Source organism: Acinetobacter sp. 24-47-62 (assembly GCF_056779765.1).
On the sequence record NZ_JBWYIN010000001.1, the window covers coordinates 14,680 to 35,558 of the forward strand.

The following is a 20,879-nucleotide window of genomic DNA, read 5'->3' on the forward strand; positions in this document are numbered from 1 at the left end:
GGAGAGTAAAATTTTACGCAATTTTTTCACAAGAATTTATTTAGAAATAGTTCTTGTGAAAAAAGTTCACTAAGATTTTTTGATGTTACATAGATGACTATGCTCAAGTACTCAATCATTTCAGCCAAATTCATAAATCAACTAGATATCCTATAATTTATAATTCATGAAGGACAATGGATTAAAAAAATAGAACTATGAATGTTCATAATAAACATGAGGTTAGAATTTGATTCTCTCCAATATTAAAATAGGGCTTTTGATTGCTATCTTCAGAAATAAATAACTAAACGTCTAATCTCATTTATTAAGTTTTAATATTTTGAAGAATTTTGTTCTCATCATTAACGGAGCTATCGGAAAAATAGCAAAGATTTATGAAGAATATTTTTAATTGTTTTTATTTTATTGCTGTCATCAATATTACAAATATACCTTAGACAATATCTCCCTAAAATCATTGAACTTATTTCGCTTTTTGAGCCAGTATTAAGAATGCTTTTAACCTGAGTGAGCTGGCTTATCTATGAGTAAAATCTCTAATTTAGATATCTAATTTTACTAAAATTAGTACGAGTCACTCAAAGAAAGCAAAAAAATTAAAATTTCAGCATTAAAATTCAGAGCTTTAAATGCTAAAGCTCTGAATTTAATAAGTTAACGTGTAATTTTCCACGTTTGATATGAATTATTGCTTTGACATCCAATCATTTGTAAGCGTGCCATACTATTTGCACCATCAGCGGCATCAAGGCATAGACCTGTTTTTAAGTTGATATATTGGCTTGTGTGGCGACTATACATCCATCGTTGACTACTATCATTATTGCACGGCGCAACTTTAACGAAATTATCTTTAACATCGCCCAACAAACACGCATCCCGATGAGTTAAGTATAAGCGATGTGTGTGATCCGTACTTAGACGTTGATTACCGTTGTTGAGATCACATGAATACAATCCCATTTGTTGACCACCATTCAAGCTATCTGCACAAAAACCTCGTGCACCATTTTTCAAAATGAAAGGTTTTTGCTGGGTATAATTGGCATTATTCACAGTAGAAATACAAGTAGAATCATCCGTGCAATGCGCTGATGCCACTTGTACACAGTTTCCATAAGTTTTAGTCGTTTGTGATTTAGACTTGATTGAAGAATTTGCTATTGCAGGATAGGTCGCAGAAACAGATGTATGAACATCAGCACAGCTTTTATAGCCATAAATGCCATTGGCTTGTTTGTGTTGTCTGAAATTTTCGGTAAATGTAGTTAGGCTGTCAAAACCACCCCAAGATTGTGGCACATTGATTTTTGCAATTTCAAGTTGTTTACCAGTACTCATGTCTTTAACAAAGGTTGAGACTGTACTGTCATTATTTTTCACTATCTTAAAATTATATTTCGTTCCTTCCTTCCATTCATAAGGTAAGTCACATTGAACGCCATCACCTTCGTGATCGAATTGTCTGCAATACGCAGGGTATCCTGTTTTCCAAGATGTCGCTTTCCAGATTGAGAAATTTAAATATTTCTGATCATTGCTTCGTTGTTGCAATCCAACATAGCCACCATCTCCATGCTTGATAGAAAATTGATTGGCCCAAAATGTATTACCATCATTTCCTGGCTCATTGGTAATGATGATTTGATTTTCAAGTATTGCAAAGCCGTTAGCAGGAATATTGTTCCAATGGTAGTCAGTAGAAACCATTCCGCCTGCAACCACGGCATACGTATTCGAAACTCCAAGTAACAGAGAAGTACTTAAAGTGGTACGAATAATAAGATTGATTAAATTCATTGTTATATGCTCATATGATTATAAAAATTAAGACATAGATTCTTTAGTTTTACTTATGATTCTACAGTGATTAATACAATTTAGAATCACTATAAATAAATTTTATTTAAGTTTAACTAAACATTAAACATGTTGAAATGTTATAACATAACAATTATGATTTAGTTACATCAAAAATCAAGATCATTTATTGATTGCAATAAGCGATCAAATGATGTGGTTGAACATGAAAACGAGTAACTCACCATGAATATTGATTCTTCACAACCGTATAAATTACCTGTCACTGTGCTATCTGGATTTCTTGGTGCAGGAAAAACCACACTTTTAAATCATATTTTAAATAATAGAGAAGGAAAACGTGTCGCAGTAATTGTGAACGATATGTCAGAAGTCAATATTGATGCTGCTTTAGTCAGAGAAGGTGGGGCGGAATTATCACGAACGGAAGAAAAACTCGTTGAAATGAGTAATGGATGTATTTGCTGTACTTTGAGAGAAGATTTATTAGTAGAAGTAAGACGATTAGCGGAAGAGAAAAAATTTGATCAACTCGTCATTGAATCTACCGGAATATCAGAGCCTCTACCTGTAGCCGAAACATTTACGTTTGAAGATGAAGACGGCGTATCTCTAAATGAGTACGCTCGTTTAGATACCATGGTGACCGTAGTCGATGCATTCAATTTTTTACGTGATTATCGTTCATATGATCTTCTTCATGATCGTGGCGAATCACTTGGAGAATTTGACCAACGTACTGTTGTGGATTTATTGATAGATCAAATCGAATTTTGTGATGTTATTATTCTAAACAAAACTGATTTAATCGATGAGCATCAGAAGTCCCAGCTTTATGCGATTCTCAAAAAGCTTAACCCTAGAGCAAAAATTGAGTCATCTACATTTGGTCAGGTTGAACTCGATAAAATACTCAACACACAGCTTTTTAATTTTGATGAAGCCTCACAAGCACCTGGTTGGTTAAAAGAGTTGAGAGGAGAGCATAAGCCTGAAACTGAAGAATATGGAATCGAAAGTTTCGTATATAGAGCAAGAAGACCCTTTCACCCACAACGTTTTTACAATTTTATCCATTCAGAATGGAAAGGTGTTATACGCTCAAAAGGATTTTTTTGGCTTGCTGCGGAACCAACAATGGCTATGTCTTGGTCACAAGCTGGAGGTATGGCTCGGCATGGTCAAGCAGGATATTGGTGGGCTTCGGTACCACAAGAGGAATGGCCATAAGATACGCAATCTATTCAGGCAATTGAATCGAGTTGGCATTCAGAAACGGGTGATGCCAGACAGGAAATTGTTTTAATTGGTCAAGAGATGGATAAAGAGCAATTAATCCAAAATTTTGATCAATGTTTACTTACTGATTCGGAGATGAGTTTAGGACCAATCGTTTGGTGTAATTTCTTTAACCCATTTGAAACTGAAAAAGAACTACTCGCCTAAATTGTGCAAGTGATTCCTTAACAAATTAAAAGTAATCTGAGTTCTCCTGCATTTTCTTTTGGAGCACGGTGAACACAAGGAAGTACTTTCTGATCAGGATGATCTACAGCCAAACGCCAGAGATGACCAACTCCTAAACTTAAAGGTGTTGCACTATTTTTAGGTTGATAGTGAAGATCCATATAGGTCTCTTCAAGAAAATCGTCAAACTCATGGTCTTCGCCATCAAACAAGGATTTAATTTTTTGACGGATTTCTGGGATAAGAATTTTTTGTTCGACCTGATCATTGGAAATAATATCGCTAGCCGCCCCGTAATAGGTACACAAATATGTATCCGTTGCTAATGGCGATCGATCTACATGAAAAGAATATACATCAGTGCTGATAAAATCCAATTCTTCATCACGCTGATACTCTTTGATTAAGTTTAAAGACGGCGATGCACCCAATTCGGTGAGCAACATTATATCATTGAGGATAATGTCTCTCGCTTTGCTTGCAGAGTCTGAAAGTTTGAGTTGCTCTAATTGTTCGATGGTAATTTCAGTAATATCTTCTATGAGTGTAAGTTTTTCAACGATTTCTTCGAAATTGAAGTCTAAATGCCTATACCAACATAAAGCATTGACAGAGTCTTCAAAAACTTCATTCGCTAATGCTTGGAAAGTATTCACCAATTTGGCTTGAGGATATGAGTGAATGAGTTCAAGCATATGATCTAAAACTTTTTAAAAACATATTATAACTTCTAGCTCTAGACTTGATAAGACTGGATTTAGATAATCGATCGTTGTCCTATGTAGTAGGAGAGTGGGGCTTCCACCCATAACTACACGCTGTCAACAATAACGATAGATACTCATTAAGGCTATTCTACAATTGGGTGTAAAAAGCTAAACATAGCTTAAGTTTTTTGTTGGCTACAATTTCTGTTTAGCTTTTTGACGGAGAACATACAAATATAAGCTTTCTACTTTTTCACGTGCCCATGGTGTAGTCCGTAGAAATCGTAAAGATGATTTAACACTTGGGTCGATGCAAAAACAACGAATTTCAATTTTACGACTTAATCCTTCAAAGCCTCCGTAGTAATCCAATAACTCATCTAAAATGTCAGCGAGTTTTTTGCGATGTAAAGGATCATTGGAGCTGTTCATAATAGATCAACTGAATTGTGTAAGATGAGCATTATAACCTGAGCTAGACAAAAATTGAGAACGTTGCTGTATAAACTCAATGGTCCATCAAAAATGACAGGTTGTGTTTTGGTTTTAAATTTTTTTTCCTAATTTGAATTCTAATCATTCGTTGTTTTATGCCATGTAACAAGACAATAGCTAGTATTGGTGCGCTGTTAAAGATATCCTATTTAACATAATTTGAAATTATGCGACTTCAGATTGACTTAACCATAATTTTTTATTTTAATATTGAACTATAAAAAAAAGTTTTCATATAAGAAAATAAACTTTTTTCTGTGAGTAGTATCATGAGTGAAAATTCATTTACAGCAATTCGACAAGTTAAAGAATTATATAGTGATTTCCAAGTAAATCAGCATTTAAAAGCAGGTTGGAAATTACTTGCAGTAACAGCTTTAACACATAGGCATGATCGTGGACACGAAGAAGCCCAAACAATATACGTTTTAGGTAGTGAAGAAGAGCCATCCGAAGAAGAAGTGAAATTTGATTTTGGTGATGACAACCCAATTATTCCAACAGAACATCCATTAAATCCTTAATCATGTTAACTTAATAAAGAGTCCACGTCATCTAATGGTTGACTCTAGTCTTAAATTTGAAAATAAAAGGGCAGTTAATCTTCCTTACCCAAAACTTCTTCTCGGCATTTTATAACTTCTTCTGCTTTTAGATTCTTCAAGTGATATTTAATCAGAGCATGTAGTACATCTGATTCTTTCATCTAAAGTTTTTTCTTAATGACGAATTTCATCGAAGATTCTTTAATGCCGAATTCTTAGCCATCACAAATTATATAAACCCATGTTCAGGGTTATTGTTCTAGATATCTTATTTAACATAATATACATTATGCGAAATTGTGGCGAATCAATCTCTGGTCAATCGACAAATCAATATTTCATGTGTATACATATGCTTAGTCAATTTTAAAGAAAATCGATTATGGATAATCAAAAAAGAATTCATGCTTTCACGGATGATATAATAGGTACAAGTGATGCGATTGAGCTCTCAAACAGAATTCAATCTAAAGACATCTCAATTGATGAAGTTTTAAGAGCTTCGATTGAACGCGCAAAATTCGTAAATCCTCTGCTAAATGCAATTGAATTCGAAAACTTCGAACAAATACTTAAATCGCCTACTTTTAAACCAAATCAGATTTTTTCTGCAATCCCTACATTTATTAAGGATAATTTGGATCTTATTGGTTTTCCTACGCAACAAGGATCAACATCGTTCAAATCCAAGGAAAAGATCAAAAACTCTAAAATTACTCAACAAATGTTAGATACAGGCTTAATTGCACTGGGTAAATCCAAAATGCCTGAATTTGGCTTAAATGCTTCAACAGAATTTAAGTCTGGGGATTACACACGCAATCCTTGGCATACTGATTATTCGTGTGGAGCTTCTTCAGGTGGAGCTGCGGCACTCGTTGCATCAGGCGTAGTACCAATTGCACATGCAAATGATGGTGGTGGTTCGATACGAATTCCTGCAGCAAATTGCGGTTTAGTCGGTTTAAAGCCGACACGTGGTCGTTGGTATCCAAATGAAGGTTCGCAGTATTTACCAATTGACCTTGTTTCAGATGGTGTTTTAACACGTTCTGTGCGTGATACCGCGTTTTTCTTCGCTGAAATGGAAAAACAATATAAGCCAAAAAAATTACCCGAAATTGGCTTAATCCAGCATCCATCCAGCAAACCTTTACGGATTGGTCTTGTTTATAATTCATTGCAAACCAATACTGATGCTGAGACCCGTCAAACTGTTGAGTCTACTGCTCAATTACTCAGGAATTTAGGTCATCATATTGAAGAATTTTCACTTCCTATTCCAGATTCGTTTGTAGATGATTTCAGCCACTATTGGGGTTTTTTATCATTTATGATTCAACAGTTTGGAAAACCGCTACTTAGCAAAGATTTTAACGTGAATGAGTTAGATCATCTAACAGTTGGGCTTGCAAACTTGTACAAGAAAAATTTCTATAAAACCCCTTTATTTTTATACCGTTTAAAGCAAATCCAACGCATCTATCAACAAATCTTCCAACAATATGATGTCATCCTTTCGCCAGTTTTAGCGCATGTTTCGCCTCAAATTGGATATCTTTCACCTCACCTCGAATTTGATGTTTTATTTGAGCGTTTAAGGAATTATGTGGCATTCACACCTATTCAAAATATCGCAGGTGCTCCAGCGATATCATTGCCGATGGGTATGACCAAATTAGATTCAAGACCGATAGGTATTCAGCTTTCTGCTGATTTGGGACAAGAACGTTTACTGATAGATCTCGCTTATCAGCTTGAACACATACAACCTTTTAAAAAAATATTCGATTAAATTCATACGCTAAGGATCATTAATCAAATTCTTGATGATCCTTATCAACAATACTCAGTGCTTGTTTATCACTTTTTATGCATAATATATATATAAATGTGATTTAGAGATTTGTATGGATTTAACGAAGCATTCTGTGGAACGAATCATCCCAGCTTGGAAATGGTTAAAAAAATACAATACTCAAGATTTTAAATCTGATCTTCTTGCATCTGTGATCGTGCTTGCAATGCTTGTACCACAAGGCATGGCATATGCCATGATTGCAGGATTACCTCCAATTATGGGGTTATATGCCAGTATTATCCCTATGATTGCTTATGCATTGATTGGAGGGAGTACTACCCTTTCAATTGGTCCAGTTGCATTAATCTCTATGATGACTTTTGCCACGCTACAGCCATTATATGAAGTGGGTTCACCAGTCTATATTCAAGCTGCGTATTTGCTAGCAGTAATGGTTGGCATAATTTCATTTTTATTGGGATTATTCAGATTTGGTTTTTTGATTCGTCTCATTAGCCATCCTGTGATTAAGAGTTTTATCATTGCTTCAGCCGTCTTAATTGCATTAGGTCAAATAAAATTTATTCTTAATATTCCATTGCAATCCAGTAATTTAATCGAATTTTTTACGAGTTTGGCTCAATATATTTCTTTATATGATTTGGCCAGCTTATCTTTGGGTTTAGCTTCAATTTTAGCGCTCATTTATTTACCACAATTACTTAAAATTCCAGCATTTTCAAATCATCAAAAATTAATGCAATTAGTACAAAAAGCATTACCGTTATGCTTAGTGCTATTTTCAATCTTACTGGTTCAATCCTTTGATTTAACTGTCTATGGAATTAAAACAGTAGGTGAAATTCCAAGTGGATTACCTCCTATTCAAATGCCGTACTGGACATGGGACATGGTGAAAATACTGCTTCCTGGTGCGGCAATGATCGCTATGGTGAGTTTCGTTGAATCTATTTCGATCGCGCAAGCTACGGCTTTTCAATCACGTAGCAATTTGAACAGTAATCAAGAGCTTGTTGCGCTCGGTGTTGCAAATTTTGGCGCTGGAATCAGTGGCGCATTTCCTGTCACTGGTAGCTTATCACGTACAGTGGTCAATGCTGATGCTGGTGCTAAAACACCTATGGCTGGGGTTTTATCCTCTCTACTTATTATTGTGGTCAGTCTATATTTTACAAGCCTATTTGAATATTTACCTTTAGGAGTATTGGCTGCAACAATCATTGTGTCGATATGGAAACTTGTTGAGATTAAACCTTTTATAGAGGCTTGGAAATATTCTAAAGCAGATGGTTTAGCAATGACACTCACATTTTTAGGAGTGCTGTGTGTAGATATTACGACAGGCTTAATGGTGGGTATTATTTCAACATTTGTGTTGCTGTTATGGAGAATTAGCCGTCCACATATTGCAGTGATTGGTCTCGTTGAAGGCACGCAGCATTTTAGAAATATTTCAAGACACCAGGTTATTACCAGTAAAAGGCTCGTTTCGGTGAGAATTGATGAAAATTTGAGTTTTCTCAATGCAAACACCCTGAAGGAATTTATTATTTCAGAAGTTAGCCAACATGATGAGCTTCAACATGTTGTCATTAACTGTTCCAGTATCAGTAATATTGACTACTCAGCTTTAGAGACTCTTGAGGAAATGAATTCTGAGTTATCTAAACTCAATATTCAACTACACTTAAGCGAAGTCAAAGGTCCTGTTATGGATCGCTTAAATTCAACCAACTGGATACAACATCTGACAGGTAAAATATACTTCACTCATTTCCAAGCAGTATATGAATTAGACCCGCATTTCAGTGAAAATAAATCATCTTTTGCATAAGAATTTGATATTCTTAAGTAAGAATTATCAAAAAAAATCCAGTGATTTGATTCACTTAATTTTTATTATGAATAAGTTTTATATTTAAAATCATTTTTAAGTATAGAATACCCGACTTATTTATCCGATTTTAAGCCAGACTCGGCATTATTAGGTTCAGTTATGTTCACTGCTCTAGCACGTTTGAGTTTAGTCACCAAAATCCTTATCGCCATTATTCTGGGCGTTTTGGTGGCTATATTTTTCCCTCAAGTTGCACCACAATTAAGCTTGCTGGGTGATTTATTTATTAAAGCCCTTAAATCTGTTGCACCAATCCTTGTTTTTGTTTTGGTCCTTTCTTCGATTGCAAACTTTAAAGTTGGTGATAGCAGCAGTGCGAAAATCAAACCCATTATGATGATGTATGCCGTAGGTATGTTTTTATCTGCGTTAACTGCTGTCGTTGTGAGTAATTTATTTCCAAGCACTCTTTTCCTAGATGTCGCTGCGCAAGCTGATTTACAGCCACCTGGCAGCTTGACTGAAATTCTTAAAAATTTATTACTCAGTTTTGTTGCGAATCCTATCGTTGCATTAAGTGAAGCAAACTTTATTGGGATTTTAGGTTGGGCTGTTGCACTGGGAATAGCATTCCGCCATGCCACAGACACCACAAAACAGTGTCTGACGGATGCTGCGAATGCCGTGAATCACGTGATTCGTCTTGTCATCAGTTTTGCACCTTTCGGTATTTTTGGACTTGTTGCGGTTACTTTTGCAGATGCAGGTCTTAAAACCTTAGCAAGTTATGCACAATTATTATCTGTTCTATTAGGGACTATGTTCTTTGTTGCACTTGTAATTAATCCAATTATGGTGGCATTTGTTACGCGTTCAAATCCTTATCCATTGGTTATTCAATGTCTACGTGAAAGTGGGATCACCGCATTTTTCACCCGTAGTTCAGCAGCAAATATTCCTGTAAACTTGGATCTTGCCAAGCGTTTGGGTGTGAATGAATCGACAGCGAGTGTAGCAATCCCGTTGGGTGCTGCAATTAATATGGCGGGCGCATCAGTAACGATTACCGTATTAACATTAGCAGCGGTGAATACACTTGGTATTTCCGTTGACTTTACTACAATGCTTGTTCTTTCTGTTGTGGCTACTGTTTCTGCCTGCGGGGCTTCGGGTGTAGCGGGTGGTTCACTGTTATTGATTCCTGTCGCTTGTGGCTTATTCAATATTTCACCAGATGTGGCTATGCAAGTTGTAGCCATCGGTATGGTGATCAGTGTTCTACAAGATTCAACTGAAACAGCACTCAACTCATCTACAGATGTATTGTTTACTGCTGCGGTTGATCGCGCTCCTTCAAAATAATATATTCATGGCATAAACTTTTAGAATGAACGATATGCCATTTCAATTCCTTCCAAACTGGGTACAATTTGGGGCTTTCATGCTTGCGGTAAATGCAGGCATGATCAACGTTTTGGGTCTCATTTCTCTATTACATCAGTCAGTTTCACATATGACAGGCAATGCAAGTCTGCTTGCGATCGGTATTATTGACCATGATTTCAAAGCTGTATTTTTTCTGATTCTTATTATCCTGAGTTATGTTTTAGGCTCTAGTTTTAGCGGTCTGATATTGGGGAATAGTCAATTTAAACTCGGACGCAGATATGGTCTACCATTGAGTTTAGTGACTTTTTTTATTCTGCTCTGTTGGGTATTTATTCCCTATTATCCTCGTTATGCACTGCTATGGGCATGTTGTGCGATGGGTGTACAAAATGCCATGGTAAGTCATTATAAAGGTGCGATTATTCGCACGACTCACCTTTCTGGTGTCTTAACCGATCTTGGTTTAGCATTTGGATATTTTGTAAGAGGTCTTACAACGGAATCCAGAAAAGTTATTTTGCATTTAGTGATTTTATTTGGTTTTATTATTGGCAGTACTGTTGCGGCATTCAGCTATCCTTATTTACAATTAGAAGCGTTTTTAATTCCTGCAGGTTTAAGTTTTTTACTGACCCTGATCTATTGGATTTTATATTTCCGTCATTGTTATTTTCAAAAATCGTAGTTGGTATTACTCATGGTAAAAAATGCCTTGCAAGCACAATTGCTCAAAGCTGGTTTAGTCGATCAAAAAAAGGCTAAAAAACTTTCTAAACAAGCTGTGCATGAGCAACGCACGGGTCAAAGCAATGAAGCTGAGATTAAAGCTAAGATTGAACAAGATTTAAAGCAAAAATTAGAAAAAGATCAGAGTCTTAATCTTGAAATCAAACGCCAGCAAGATGAAAAAGCATTACGTGCAGCAGTAGTGCAAATGATTGGTCAGCATAAAATCAAAGATATTGATGGTGAAATCAGCTACCAGTTCGTTGATGAAAATAAAATTAAGAAAATTTATATTAATCAACAAGTTTACAATGCACTCGTGGCAGGTACATTAGTTATCGCCAAAGATCAAACAGGTTATGCTGTTCTACCAAGAGCGTTATCTGAGCGGATTAATGAAAAAGTCGAAGGATTTATTATTGTGAATAATGCTGAGAAAAATGAGGCTATTACAGATGAGGAAGATCCATATGCAGCTTATGTTATTCCAGATGATTTAATGTGGTGAATTCCTCAAAAGCCTAATTTATTAGGCTTTTTTTACGCTTGATGTGTGATTCAGATTGCGGTGTAGCGGGTATAAATTCATGATTAAGATGCTTTAGGTCATATTGCTGCGTCCAACCATCACGAGAAGACTCTATCAATTTTCTGCGCTCGTCTTTTATTCTCTGATTCGATTTTTTTCAATCGATGTTGTTTTGGAGAGCTTAAAAAAAATAATGGATTGATTTTCTCATATTATTTTTTCATTTTCAAAATGCTGAAAATGAACAAGCTCAATAATGCTTCTTTCAGGACCTTTCGTGTAGGTTAAGAATACAGTGAGATTGAGAATGAAAAAAAATCTGGTTACAAGATAAGCTTTATAATTTAAAAATGTAATGACGATAATCTAGGAAATTTTATAGTGTGACTTAATTCACATTAATTTTATTTAAAATAGAAGTTCATAAAATTTATTTCAAGTAATTAATTTAATCTATTCTGTTTGATAAACGTTAACTCTAATAAATTTAATAACTTAAACCATTAAGCTAATACCAATTCATTTAGAGGTGATCAAGTTGGACAGATTAAATTTTGTAACTCAAATCCAAGAATGGTCAGATCAATTTCCTTGGTTAGAGATGTTGACCTCTCTGAGCATTCTTATTCTCATTGCATTTATCGCAAATTTTATTGCTAAACAAGTGGTCGTCCGTGGTATTCGCAAAATTATTAGCAAACTACGTTTTAGTTATAGTGATGTCTTAGCGGAACATAGCGTTATTCGAAGAATTGCAAACATTGTCCCAGCATTGGTGATTATGAATGGAATTGTGACGGTTCCTCACCTGTCTGAAAAAGTCATTACATTGATTCAGATGTTTGCACAAGCCTTCATTTTCTTAACCATTGCCTTGGCAATTAGTCAGCTTCTCACCATTTTTAATATTATTTATCAACGTAATCCTAAATCTCACAATAAGCCAATTAAGGGTTATTTACAGTTAGTTAAACTCATTATTTTTGTTGTTTGTGCACTGATGGTCATAGGAACATTTCTTAAAAAAGATGTTTTCACGCTATTGGCAGGTTTCGGGGCAATGGCAGCAGTGCTCATGCTGGTTTTCCAAAATACAATTCTATCTCTAGTGGCTTCAGTTCAAATCTCTTCATATGACATGGTTCGGATTGGTGATTGGATTGAAATGCCAACCTTAAATGCGGATGGCGATGTCATTGATATGTCATTACATACGGTGACCGTACAAAACTTTGATAAGACCTATACCACTATTCCGACCAATCGTTTGGTGACAGATACTTTTAAGAACTGGAGAGGTATGCAAGAGCAAGGTGTTCGTCGTATTAAACGTCCACTCTATATCGATCAAAATAGTGTGCACTTCTTATCTGCAATGGAATACAGCAAACTTAAAGAATTTCTGATTTTAGAAAAATATCTGGATGAGAAACAAACTGAGTTAAAAAACTTTAATCAGCAATATGCAAATAATGGGGTCAATAACCAACGTCGTTTAACCAATTTAGGAACATTCCGCGCATATATTGAATACTATTTAAAAAATCATCCAGGTATTGCACAAAATCAGTCCTTAATCGTTCGTCAATTACAACCGACAGGTGAAGGTTTGCCTATAGAAATTTATGCTTTTACAAATACGACAGCTTGGGTGGCTTATGAGGCGATCCAATCCGATATTTTTGATCATCTTTTGGCGATTCTTCCTGAGTTTGGATTAAAAATATTCCAGATTCCTTCTGGGAATGATTTCAAGATTCCTCAAGACACAGTAAACTGAGTTTTGATTAGATGAATTAAGATTAGTCGTATGCTGCAGTGGTTTGAAAGACTCGTTGATCCATATCCATCCAAAGATTTAAATCAGCCCTTGCCGAAGAAATTTTTTCCATTTGTTTGGCAAGCAGCATCAGGAGTTAAGCGCTATCTCTTGGTGTTGGTGTTATTTACTGCAGCAACAGCTTCATTTGAAGCTATTTTCTTCTCTCAAATTGGTCATTTAGTTGATTGGTTGTCCGCATCGACGCCTCAAAATTTTCTCGAAAATAACCAAACAAATCTGATGATTTTGTCTGGTTTTCTACTTGCTAATATTTTCTTTGCAAGTTTGCAATCAATCATAAGGCATCAGATTTTATTCAGTAGCTTTCCAATGCGCTTGCGTTGGCGTTTTCACAACTTATTACTTCTTCAAGGTTTAGACTTTTTTCACAATGATTTTGCAGGTCGATTGTCAGCTAAAGTCATGCAAACTTCACTTGCAGTTCGTGAATTTTGGGTAATTTTGGGGGATATCGTTACTTATGTGGTGATTTATTTTATTACCATCAGTGTGGTTTTAGGAAACGTCTCCCCTCTTCTCCTTATTCCCCTGATGGCATGGTTGATTTTATTCATTGGCGCGGCATCCTTCTTTATCCCGCGACTTGGAAAAATTTCAAAAAAGCAGGCTGATGCACGCGCGGTGATGACTGGTCGTGTGACTGATGCTTATACAAATATACAAACAGTAAAATTGTTTGCACATGCTGGTCGTGAAAGCCAATATGCCAAAGAGTCTATGCAACTTTTTATGAAGACGGTGTATACCCAGATGCGTCTGGGAACTGCTTATGAAATTAGCATTAATCTATTGACCGCAATTTTATTCTTTGGCGTTTTAGGTACAGCAGTTTGGCTTTGGTTTATTGGTGAAGCAAACATCGGTGTGATCGCCGCAACGACAGCCATGATTTTAAAGCTGAATAGTATGGCTTCTTTTATGATGTGGCAAACTTCAGCCTTATTTGAAAATATTGGTACCATCCAAGATGGGATGACCACGCTAGCCAAACCAATAGCAATTCAAGACAAAGAAGCTGCACTGCCACTCGAGGTACACTCTGGTGCGATTAAATTTGATAATGTGAGCTTTGCATATAATCAAAAAAATGTTATTAATCACTTGAATTTAGAAATTAAACCGGGTGAAAAAATTGGAATTGTCGGTCGGTCTGGTGCTGGAAAATCGACACTGATCCAACTACTACTTCATTTTTATCAAACCCAACAAGGTAAAATTTATATCGATGGCCAAGCGATTGATGAAGTCACCCAAGATAGTTTAAGAAAAAACATTGCTCTCGTGACGCAGGATACTTCTTTGCTGCATCGAAGTGTTGCTGAGAATATTAAATATGGTCGACCTGAAGCGACTGATGAAGAAATGTATGAAGCTGTCCGTAAAGCTCGAGCAGAAGAGTTTATTCCACAGCTTACAGATCTACGTGGTCAGACAGGATATGACGCTTATGTAGGTGAGCGTGGTGTAAAATTATCTGGTGGGCAAAGACAGCGTATAGCAATTGCACGGGTATTCCTAAAAGATGCTCCAATTTTGATTTTTGATGAAGCAACCAGCGCACTCGATTCAGAAGTGGAGGCTGCGATTCAGGCAAGCCTTGATGACTTGATGGAAGGTAAAACGGTAATTGCAATTGCACACCGCCTTTCAACAATCGCTCAAATGGATCGATTAATTGTTTTGGATCAAGGAAATATCGTAGAACAAGGATCTCACGATGAGCTGATCCAACAGAATGGAATTTATGCCCAACTTTGGCAACGCCAAACGGGTGGATTTTTAGTTGAACAAAAAGTGAAAGACAAGGAATTAGACGAAGATGCTTTATCTTGATGATTTAAAAGTGGGTGATCAGTTTAAAAGTCGTGAATATGAGTTAACACTCGAAGAAATTAAAGAATTTGCACAAAAATATGACCCTCAAGTCTTTCATACTGATGAAGAGGCTGCAAAAGATCATCCTATTTTTCAAGGTATCGCAGCCAGTGGTTGGCAAACCTCAGCCATTACCATGCGTCTTTGGACTGAATGTTTTCCAATTGCCAAGGGGCTTATCGGTTCAGAGTCAAGCTTAAGATGGCCAAAACCAGCTCGTGCTGGTGATCGTTTGCATGTAGAAGTTGAAATTGTTGCTATCAATCCTTCTAAAACAAAGCTAGATCGCGGAATTGTGAGTTATGTCACACAAACAAAAAATCAGCATGGTGATGTTTTGTTGATTTCAACCACAAAAATTGTCGTTTTTAAGGCTTAAACATCGGTTTCACACTAGATTTGTCCGACAAAATTGGTATTTTCTATCTGGAATTTATGTCAGTATTATTTTCACCAAAAATTATGAAAAAAATTGTGTAAAGCAATGGATCGCACATGAAAACAGTTTCAGTTCGCCCAGATTTAGGCATTCCAGGTGTTTACGGACTCTTACTTTTAGATGTTGTTTCTCGTTGGGGTTATAGTGCTGAGTCGCTATTCGCTCCCTTTGGATTCACCAACGAGCAACTTGCCGATCCTGAATTTAGAATTCCACTACATGTAGCGAATGAGATGATTATTCTCGCGCGCAAAATGACAGGTGAAAGTTCTCTTGGTTATCATCTTGGTAACCAAATGCGGATTTCTATCCATGGTTTTATTGGCTATGCCATTATGACCTCGAATGAGATTACTGATGCACTTATTTTAGCCAATCGCTTTATACAACTGCGTATGCCTTTTCTGCAATTTCATTTCTCGACATTTACAGAACAAGTTTCTTTGCAGTTACAATGTGATATTGATCTTGAACCGCTGAGAACTGAAATTGTCATGGCTTTGACTTTTGGTGTCATTACAATGGCAAAAGCACTGACAGGCATTAATGATTTGTATGGCGAAATTAATTTTGACTTCCCGAAACCTGAAGGCTTTGACAAATACATCAGTCGTCTACATCCCAAAACGATTATTCATTTTGACCAGACTCATTTTCTTGCCAGTTTCGATAAAAGTTATTTAGGCCTGAAGATGGTTAACGCAGATCCGATTGCCAGTCAAATTGCAATTAATCAGTGCGAAGCAGAACTATCAGAGCTGGGCGAACGCCGTCGAATTTCAATGCGTGTTCGCGATATTTTGACACATTCTGAACAACACTATTTAAGTATTGAAAATGTGGCAGATCGCCTGCATATGTCTGATCGTACACTGAAACGTCAGTTGGCTGCAGAAGGAACTTCTTTTTCAACCTTAGTGGATGAAGTTCGATATCGTCATGCAACCTCCCTACTGTCACGTACTGACTATTCACTTGAACAAATCGCAGATGAACTCGGTTATTCAGATGTTGCGAATTTCAGTCGTGCATTTAAACGTTGGAGTGGTCGAAGTCCAAGCAGTTGGCGTAAAGATCCATATTTATAGAACTTTCGTTTTTAAATAAAACACTGTATAACACAAGAAAATTTTTCAAATCGAATTGAGGAGTCGTGATGAATCATCCTTCAGAGCTTAAATATGCTCGCACACACGAATGGGTACGTATTGAAGGTGATCTCGTTGTTACTGGGATCTCAGATCACGCACAAGATGCATTGGGTGATCTTGTCTATGTAGAAGCACCTGAAGTAGGTCGTGAATTGACTGCTGGTGAACAAGCGGGTGTAGTTGAGTCTGTGAAAACAGCTTCTGATATTCATGCTCCTGTAAGCGGTGTAGTTGTAGAAATTAATGAAAATCTAGAAGATGATCCAGATTTTGTAAATGATGATCCCTATGGCAAAGGCTGGATCTACAAAATCAAACCATCTAATTTGGCAGATGTAGAACAACTTCTCTCAAATACAGATTATGAATCAGGTTTGTAATATTTATGACCAGTCTACGGACTGGTTTTTTATTTATACATTTTCGGATGAATGGCTCACTTTTTGCTGTAATTTTCATGTAATTTGATTATAATTAATTCAACTTCTCTCCCTACTTCATTGCTGACCAAAACCAAAAATAATTTTATTTGGCACAGATTGAAGCTTTTAATGGTTCAATATTTCAAGGTTGTCTATGTCTTCTATACATGCTGAGCATCTATGGAATAAATCTTTTATTCTGTGTCTAATTAATAACTTATTTATTTTCATCTTTTATTTTGCTCAGACAACGATATTGCCAATTTATATTCTGAATGATTTAAATGGTAATATTACCCAAGCTGGGCTTGCACTGACTTTATTTCTAGCTTCATCGATCGCAATACGACCGTTTACCGGTCTCATTATCGAGAAGATTGGGCTTAAAAAAGCACTTTATATCTCTGAGTCATTTTTTGTACTGCTCTCTTTCGCTTATATCTTTGCTGATAATCTAACCCTATTACTGGTCATTCGGTTACTACAAGGAATTTGGTTTAGTATTTTGACCACTGCCATGATACCAATCGTCAATGACTTCATTCCAAATCAGCGTAAAGGTGAAGGCATGGGCTATTTTGTCATGTCAGTCAATCTTGCCATTGTACTAGGACCCATGTTGGGCTTGATTCTCATTCAACCATGGGGATATATTCCAGTGGCTACCCTTTTAGCTGCAATTGTTTTTATTGGTTATTTGTTCTGCTTTTTGATTCCGATCCAGACACAATTTCAAACTTTTAAGCGCAAAACAAAAATTAGTCTTCATGATTTTGTTGAGATTAAAGCTTTACCTGTTGCGATGATGGCGATGCTCATCTCATTTTCTTATGCAAGTATCATGTCTTTTATCTCGACATATGCTGAATCAAAAAATTTATTGACCTATGCGAGTTTATTTTTTGCTGTTTTTTCAGTTTCCATGATGCTCCTAAGACCCTTCACAGGAAAGTTATATGACTCCAAGGGTCCTGCCTACGTTGTCTATCCAGCGATTGTGAGCTTTAGCATTGGGCTATTCATTCTAAGCCAAATTCATTCTGCTGCCGGATTATTGATATCTGCTGTCTTTATTGGTATAGGCTTTGGATCTGCTCAGCCATGTCTTCAAACGCAAGCCATTCAAGCTGTAGCACGTGAACGTGTTGGACATGCGAGTTCAACTTTTTACACCTTTTACGACATTGGCATCGCATTAGGTTCTTTTATTTTAGGGATTGTGATCACACACTATCAGTATTCGATTGCATATATATTATGCGCAATATTGACGCTATTAAGCTTGCTGTTTTACCGCTTCGTTGTTCAAACTAAAGTAAAAGCGGTCTAGATAGTTAAAAATTTTTCCAAAAAAAGCCTTCAGATGAAGGCTTTTTTTTATTCAATTAGCTTTCTGCATCTTCATCAAACATACTGAAGGTTTGTGAAGACGTTTCAGCATTCTCTCGGATGCGTGTACTTTTCAGTTTAATTTGTAGACGTAATTCATTTTTAGAGTCAGCATTACGAATGGCTTCATCATAACTGATCGCACTTTCGTTATATAAATCAAACAATGCTTGGTCAAATGTTTGCATCCCCAGTTCTCGAGACTTGGTCATAATTTCTTTCAACTCATGAAAGTTACCTTTCAAAATCAAATCCGAAACTAAAGGTGTATTTAGCATGACTTCTACAGCAGCTCTACGTCCGACACCATCTTCAGTTCGAACTAAACGTTGAGAAATAATGGCTTTCATATTTGATGAAAGATCCATAAGCAACTGATTACGCCGTTCTTCAGGGAAAAAGTTGATAATTCGATCTAAGGTTTGATTGGCATTATTAGAATGCAACGTGCCTAGGCACAAATGACCAGTCTCTGCAAAAGCGATCGCATGCTCCATGGTCTCCGTATCACGGATTTCGCCAATTAAAATTACATCTGGTGCCTGACGAAGTGTGTTTTTAAGCGCATTATGCCATGAGTGACAGTCCACTCCGACTTCTCGGTGAGTGACCATTGATTTTTTATGTTTATGCACGTATTCAACTGGATCTTCTACAGTAATGATGTGCCCTGCTGAGTTCTCATTACGGTAATCAATCATGGCAGCAAGTGAGGTAGATTTACCCGATCCAGTGCCACCAACCACTAGAATTAAACCTCGCTTTTCCATCACCACATCTTTCAATGTTTCTGGTAATTTCAACTTTTCAAAGTTTGGAATTTCAGAGGTAATGGTACGAATGACCATCCCTACATTAAGTTGCTGTTGAAAAACATTCACGCGAAAGCGCGATACATCTGGGACATTAATGGCAAAATTACATTCTAATTCACTCTCGAATTCTGCTCTTTGTTTTTCATTCATTAAGCTATAAGCGAATAGTTTTGTTTTTTCTGCAGTCAAAGCTTGAGAACTTAAAGGCTTCATTGAACCTTGATGTTTCATACTTGGAGGAAAATCAGCTGAAATAAATAAATCTGATCCCTCATGGTCAAAAACGCTTTTAAGCAATCTGAACATGAATTGCCGAGCTTCGCTAAGTAATTCATTACTGAACATTAATTTCCCCAAGTTATAAATATTAAATACTTAAAATACTAATAGAAATATAAGGTTATTTCAGCTGTTTCATCAAATATTTAATGCTTTAAACAAACATTCAAATCTTAAAGGCAAAAAAAAGAACCCATATTTCATGGGTTCTTTTTTACGAATTATATTAGGAGAGTTGTTGAGCAACATCCAAAATCAATTGCTCTGTACTTAACCAATCCAAGCATCCATCAGTCACTGATTGACCGTAAGTCATGTGATCAGAAATTTTCTGATTGCCATCGACTAAAAAGCTTTCTAGCATGACGCCACGGACTTGTGTTTGAGGTCGTTCATTCACAATTTGCTTTAATACAGCAGGTTGATTCAATGGATTTTTAGCACTGTTCCCATGGCTACAATCAATAATCAAAGCTGGTAATACATGGTTATTGTTTTCTTGAATCTTTTTAATTTCAGCGAATTGGTAATTTGTACCCTGATTCGATCCACGTAAGATCAAATGTGCGTGCGGATTACCCTTTGAAGATAAAATGCTTGGACCACCATCTTGGCTTAAACCAAGAAATTGATGCGGCTGTGAAGCGGACTGAATCGCATCCAATGCAATTTGGATTGATCCATCTGTACCGTTTTTGAACCCAATGCTATAAGGCATATGGCTAGATATTTCGCGGTGAATTTGCGACTCGCTTGTTCTCGCCCCAATCGCACCCCATGAAATCAAATCATCAAAATATCCTGTTGCCATTGGGCTTAAGATTTCTGTAGCCAATGGCAAACCCATTTCAGCAATTTGAATGAAGAGCGATCTAGACTGTTCAAGTCCTTTTTGCATATCTGCTGAACCATTTAAATCTGGATCATATAAAAAGCCTTTCCATCCTACAGTGGTGCGGGGTTTTTCAATATAAGTACGCATCACGATGAAAATCTGATCTTTGACTTGTTCTTGCAGTTTTTTTAATTTTTGTGCGTATTCGAGGGTTGCTTTAGGATCATGAATCGAACATGGACCAGTAATGACCAATAAACGTGGATCATGACCAGCTAAAATATCTTGTATGGTTTGGCGATGTTGACGAATCTGAAGTGAAACTATCGGACTAACTGGTAAAGCTGATTTTAGTTCTAATGGTAAGCTTAATTTTTTTTCTAAAGTATGTTGAGCTGTGGTTATAAGCTGAGAATTAATTGCATTCATCTTGAATTCCTTTGGGCAGCAATTGCCCTATCTTTTATTTGAGCGTGAGGTGTCTATTGGC

17 protein-coding genes and 1 pseudogene are annotated in these 20,879 nt (G+C 36.4%); 13 read left to right on the plus strand and 5 right to left on the minus strand.

Translation table 11 applies throughout. The features are described 5' to 3' along the window. Nucleotides 1–657: 657 nt before the first annotated feature. The gene (locus AC1M87_RS00060) at nucleotides 658–1,803 is read right to left on the minus strand and encodes an RICIN domain-containing protein (protein WP_481592579.1); all 1,146 of its coding nucleotides are present in this window, start codon (nucleotides 1,801–1,803) and stop codon (nucleotides 658–660) included. Between the two features lie 246 nt (nucleotides 1,804–2,049). Between AC1M87_RS00060 and zigA the strand changes: the two are divergent. Further along, a pseudogene (zigA, locus tag AC1M87_RS00065) lies at nucleotides 2,050–3,270 on the plus strand (zinc metallochaperone GTPase ZigA). A gap of 17 nt (nucleotides 3,271–3,287) precedes the next feature. Here zigA and AC1M87_RS00070 read toward each other — a convergent pair. Both AC1M87_RS00070 and AC1M87_RS00075 read right to left on the minus strand, forming a co-directional pair. After that, nucleotides 3,288–3,986, minus strand: a complete 699-nt coding sequence (locus AC1M87_RS00070) for a DUF1826 domain-containing protein (protein WP_481592580.1) — start codon at nucleotides 3,984–3,986, stop codon at nucleotides 3,288–3,290. 207 nt (nucleotides 3,987–4,193) lie between these two features. Then, nucleotides 4,194–4,430 (minus strand): VF530 family protein, encoded by a 237-nt coding sequence (locus tag AC1M87_RS00075; RefSeq protein WP_481588112.1) that lies wholly within the window; start codon nucleotides 4,428–4,430, stop codon nucleotides 4,194–4,196. Between the two features lie 332 nt (nucleotides 4,431–4,762). On the opposite strand from AC1M87_RS00075, the gene AC1M87_RS00080 reads away from it, so the two are divergent. From AC1M87_RS00080 to AC1M87_RS00135, 12 genes are all read left to right on the plus strand, one after another. Next, nucleotides 4,763–5,017: a hypothetical protein gene (locus AC1M87_RS00080; RefSeq protein WP_481588113.1), complete on the plus strand. Its 255-nt coding sequence runs from the start codon at nucleotides 4,763–4,765 to the stop codon at nucleotides 5,015–5,017. 403 nt (nucleotides 5,018–5,420) lie between these two features. Continuing rightward, on the plus strand, nucleotides 5,421–6,833 hold the full coding sequence (locus AC1M87_RS00085) for an amidase (protein ID WP_481592581.1): 1,413 nt from the start codon (nucleotides 5,421–5,423) through the stop codon (nucleotides 6,831–6,833). Between the two features lie 115 nt (nucleotides 6,834–6,948). Next, the gene (locus AC1M87_RS00090; protein ID WP_481592582.1) at nucleotides 6,949–8,694 is read left to right on the plus strand and encodes a SulP family inorganic anion transporter; all 1,746 of its coding nucleotides are present in this window, start codon (nucleotides 6,949–6,951) and stop codon (nucleotides 8,692–8,694) included. Between the two features lie 162 nt (nucleotides 8,695–8,856). Then, on the plus strand, nucleotides 8,857–10,059 hold the full coding sequence (sstT, locus tag AC1M87_RS00095) for a serine/threonine transporter SstT (protein WP_481592583.1): 1,203 nt from the start codon (nucleotides 8,857–8,859) through the stop codon (nucleotides 10,057–10,059). Nucleotides 10,060–10,093: 34 nt separating this feature from the next. Further along, nucleotides 10,094–10,771, plus strand: a complete 678-nt coding sequence (locus tag AC1M87_RS00100; RefSeq protein WP_180027852.1) for a YoaK family protein — start codon at nucleotides 10,094–10,096, stop codon at nucleotides 10,769–10,771. Nucleotides 10,772–10,783: 12 nt separating this feature from the next. After that, nucleotides 10,784–11,320 carry a DUF2058 domain-containing protein gene (locus AC1M87_RS00105; RefSeq protein WP_481592584.1) on the plus strand — a complete coding sequence of 179 codons (537 nt, stop codon included), beginning with the start codon at nucleotides 10,784–10,786 and terminating at the stop codon, nucleotides 11,318–11,320. Between the two features lie 559 nt (nucleotides 11,321–11,879). After that, nucleotides 11,880–13,121 carry a mechanosensitive ion channel family protein gene (locus AC1M87_RS00110; RefSeq protein ID WP_481592585.1) on the plus strand — a complete coding sequence of 414 codons (1,242 nt, stop codon included), beginning with the start codon at nucleotides 11,880–11,882 and terminating at the stop codon, nucleotides 13,119–13,121. Between the two features lie 30 nt (nucleotides 13,122–13,151). Further along, nucleotides 13,152–15,017 carry an ABC transporter ATP-binding protein gene (locus tag AC1M87_RS00115; RefSeq protein ID WP_481592586.1) on the plus strand — a complete coding sequence of 622 codons (1,866 nt, stop codon included), beginning with the start codon at nucleotides 13,152–13,154 and terminating at the stop codon, nucleotides 15,015–15,017. Next, a complete protein-coding gene (locus AC1M87_RS00120) occupies nucleotides 15,004–15,438 on the plus strand; it encodes a MaoC family dehydratase (RefSeq protein ID WP_035267505.1) in 435 nt (144 codons plus the stop codon). Before AC1M87_RS00115 ends, AC1M87_RS00120 begins: the two co-directional genes overlap by 14 nt. A 116-nt stretch (nucleotides 15,439–15,554) precedes the next feature. Continuing rightward, nucleotides 15,555–16,586: an AraC family transcriptional regulator gene (locus AC1M87_RS00125; RefSeq protein WP_179997980.1), complete on the plus strand. Its 1,032-nt coding sequence runs from the start codon at nucleotides 15,555–15,557 to the stop codon at nucleotides 16,584–16,586. A gap of 68 nt (nucleotides 16,587–16,654) precedes the next feature. Continuing rightward, the gene (gcvH, locus tag AC1M87_RS00130; protein ID WP_035267502.1) at nucleotides 16,655–17,029 is read left to right on the plus strand and encodes a glycine cleavage system protein GcvH; all 375 of its coding nucleotides are present in this window, start codon (nucleotides 16,655–16,657) and stop codon (nucleotides 17,027–17,029) included. A 196-nt stretch (nucleotides 17,030–17,225) separates the two neighbouring features. Beyond that, nucleotides 17,226–18,401: an MFS transporter gene (locus tag AC1M87_RS00135; protein WP_481592587.1), complete on the plus strand. Its 1,176-nt coding sequence runs from the start codon at nucleotides 17,226–17,228 to the stop codon at nucleotides 18,399–18,401. A gap of 55 nt (nucleotides 18,402–18,456) precedes the next feature. Here the strand turns inward: AC1M87_RS00135 and AC1M87_RS00140 are convergent, their stop codons facing one another. Further along, nucleotides 18,457–19,620 (minus strand): PilT/PilU family type 4a pilus ATPase, encoded by a 1,164-nt coding sequence (locus tag AC1M87_RS00140; RefSeq protein ID WP_481592588.1) that lies wholly within the window; start codon nucleotides 19,618–19,620, stop codon nucleotides 18,457–18,459. Nucleotides 19,621–19,780: 160 nt separating this feature from the next. Beyond that, entirely contained in the window at nucleotides 19,781–20,818 is a 1,038-nt protein-coding gene (locus AC1M87_RS00145) for a 3-deoxy-7-phosphoheptulonate synthase (protein WP_481592589.1), read from the minus strand. Nucleotides 20,819–20,879 lie beyond the last annotated feature (61 nt).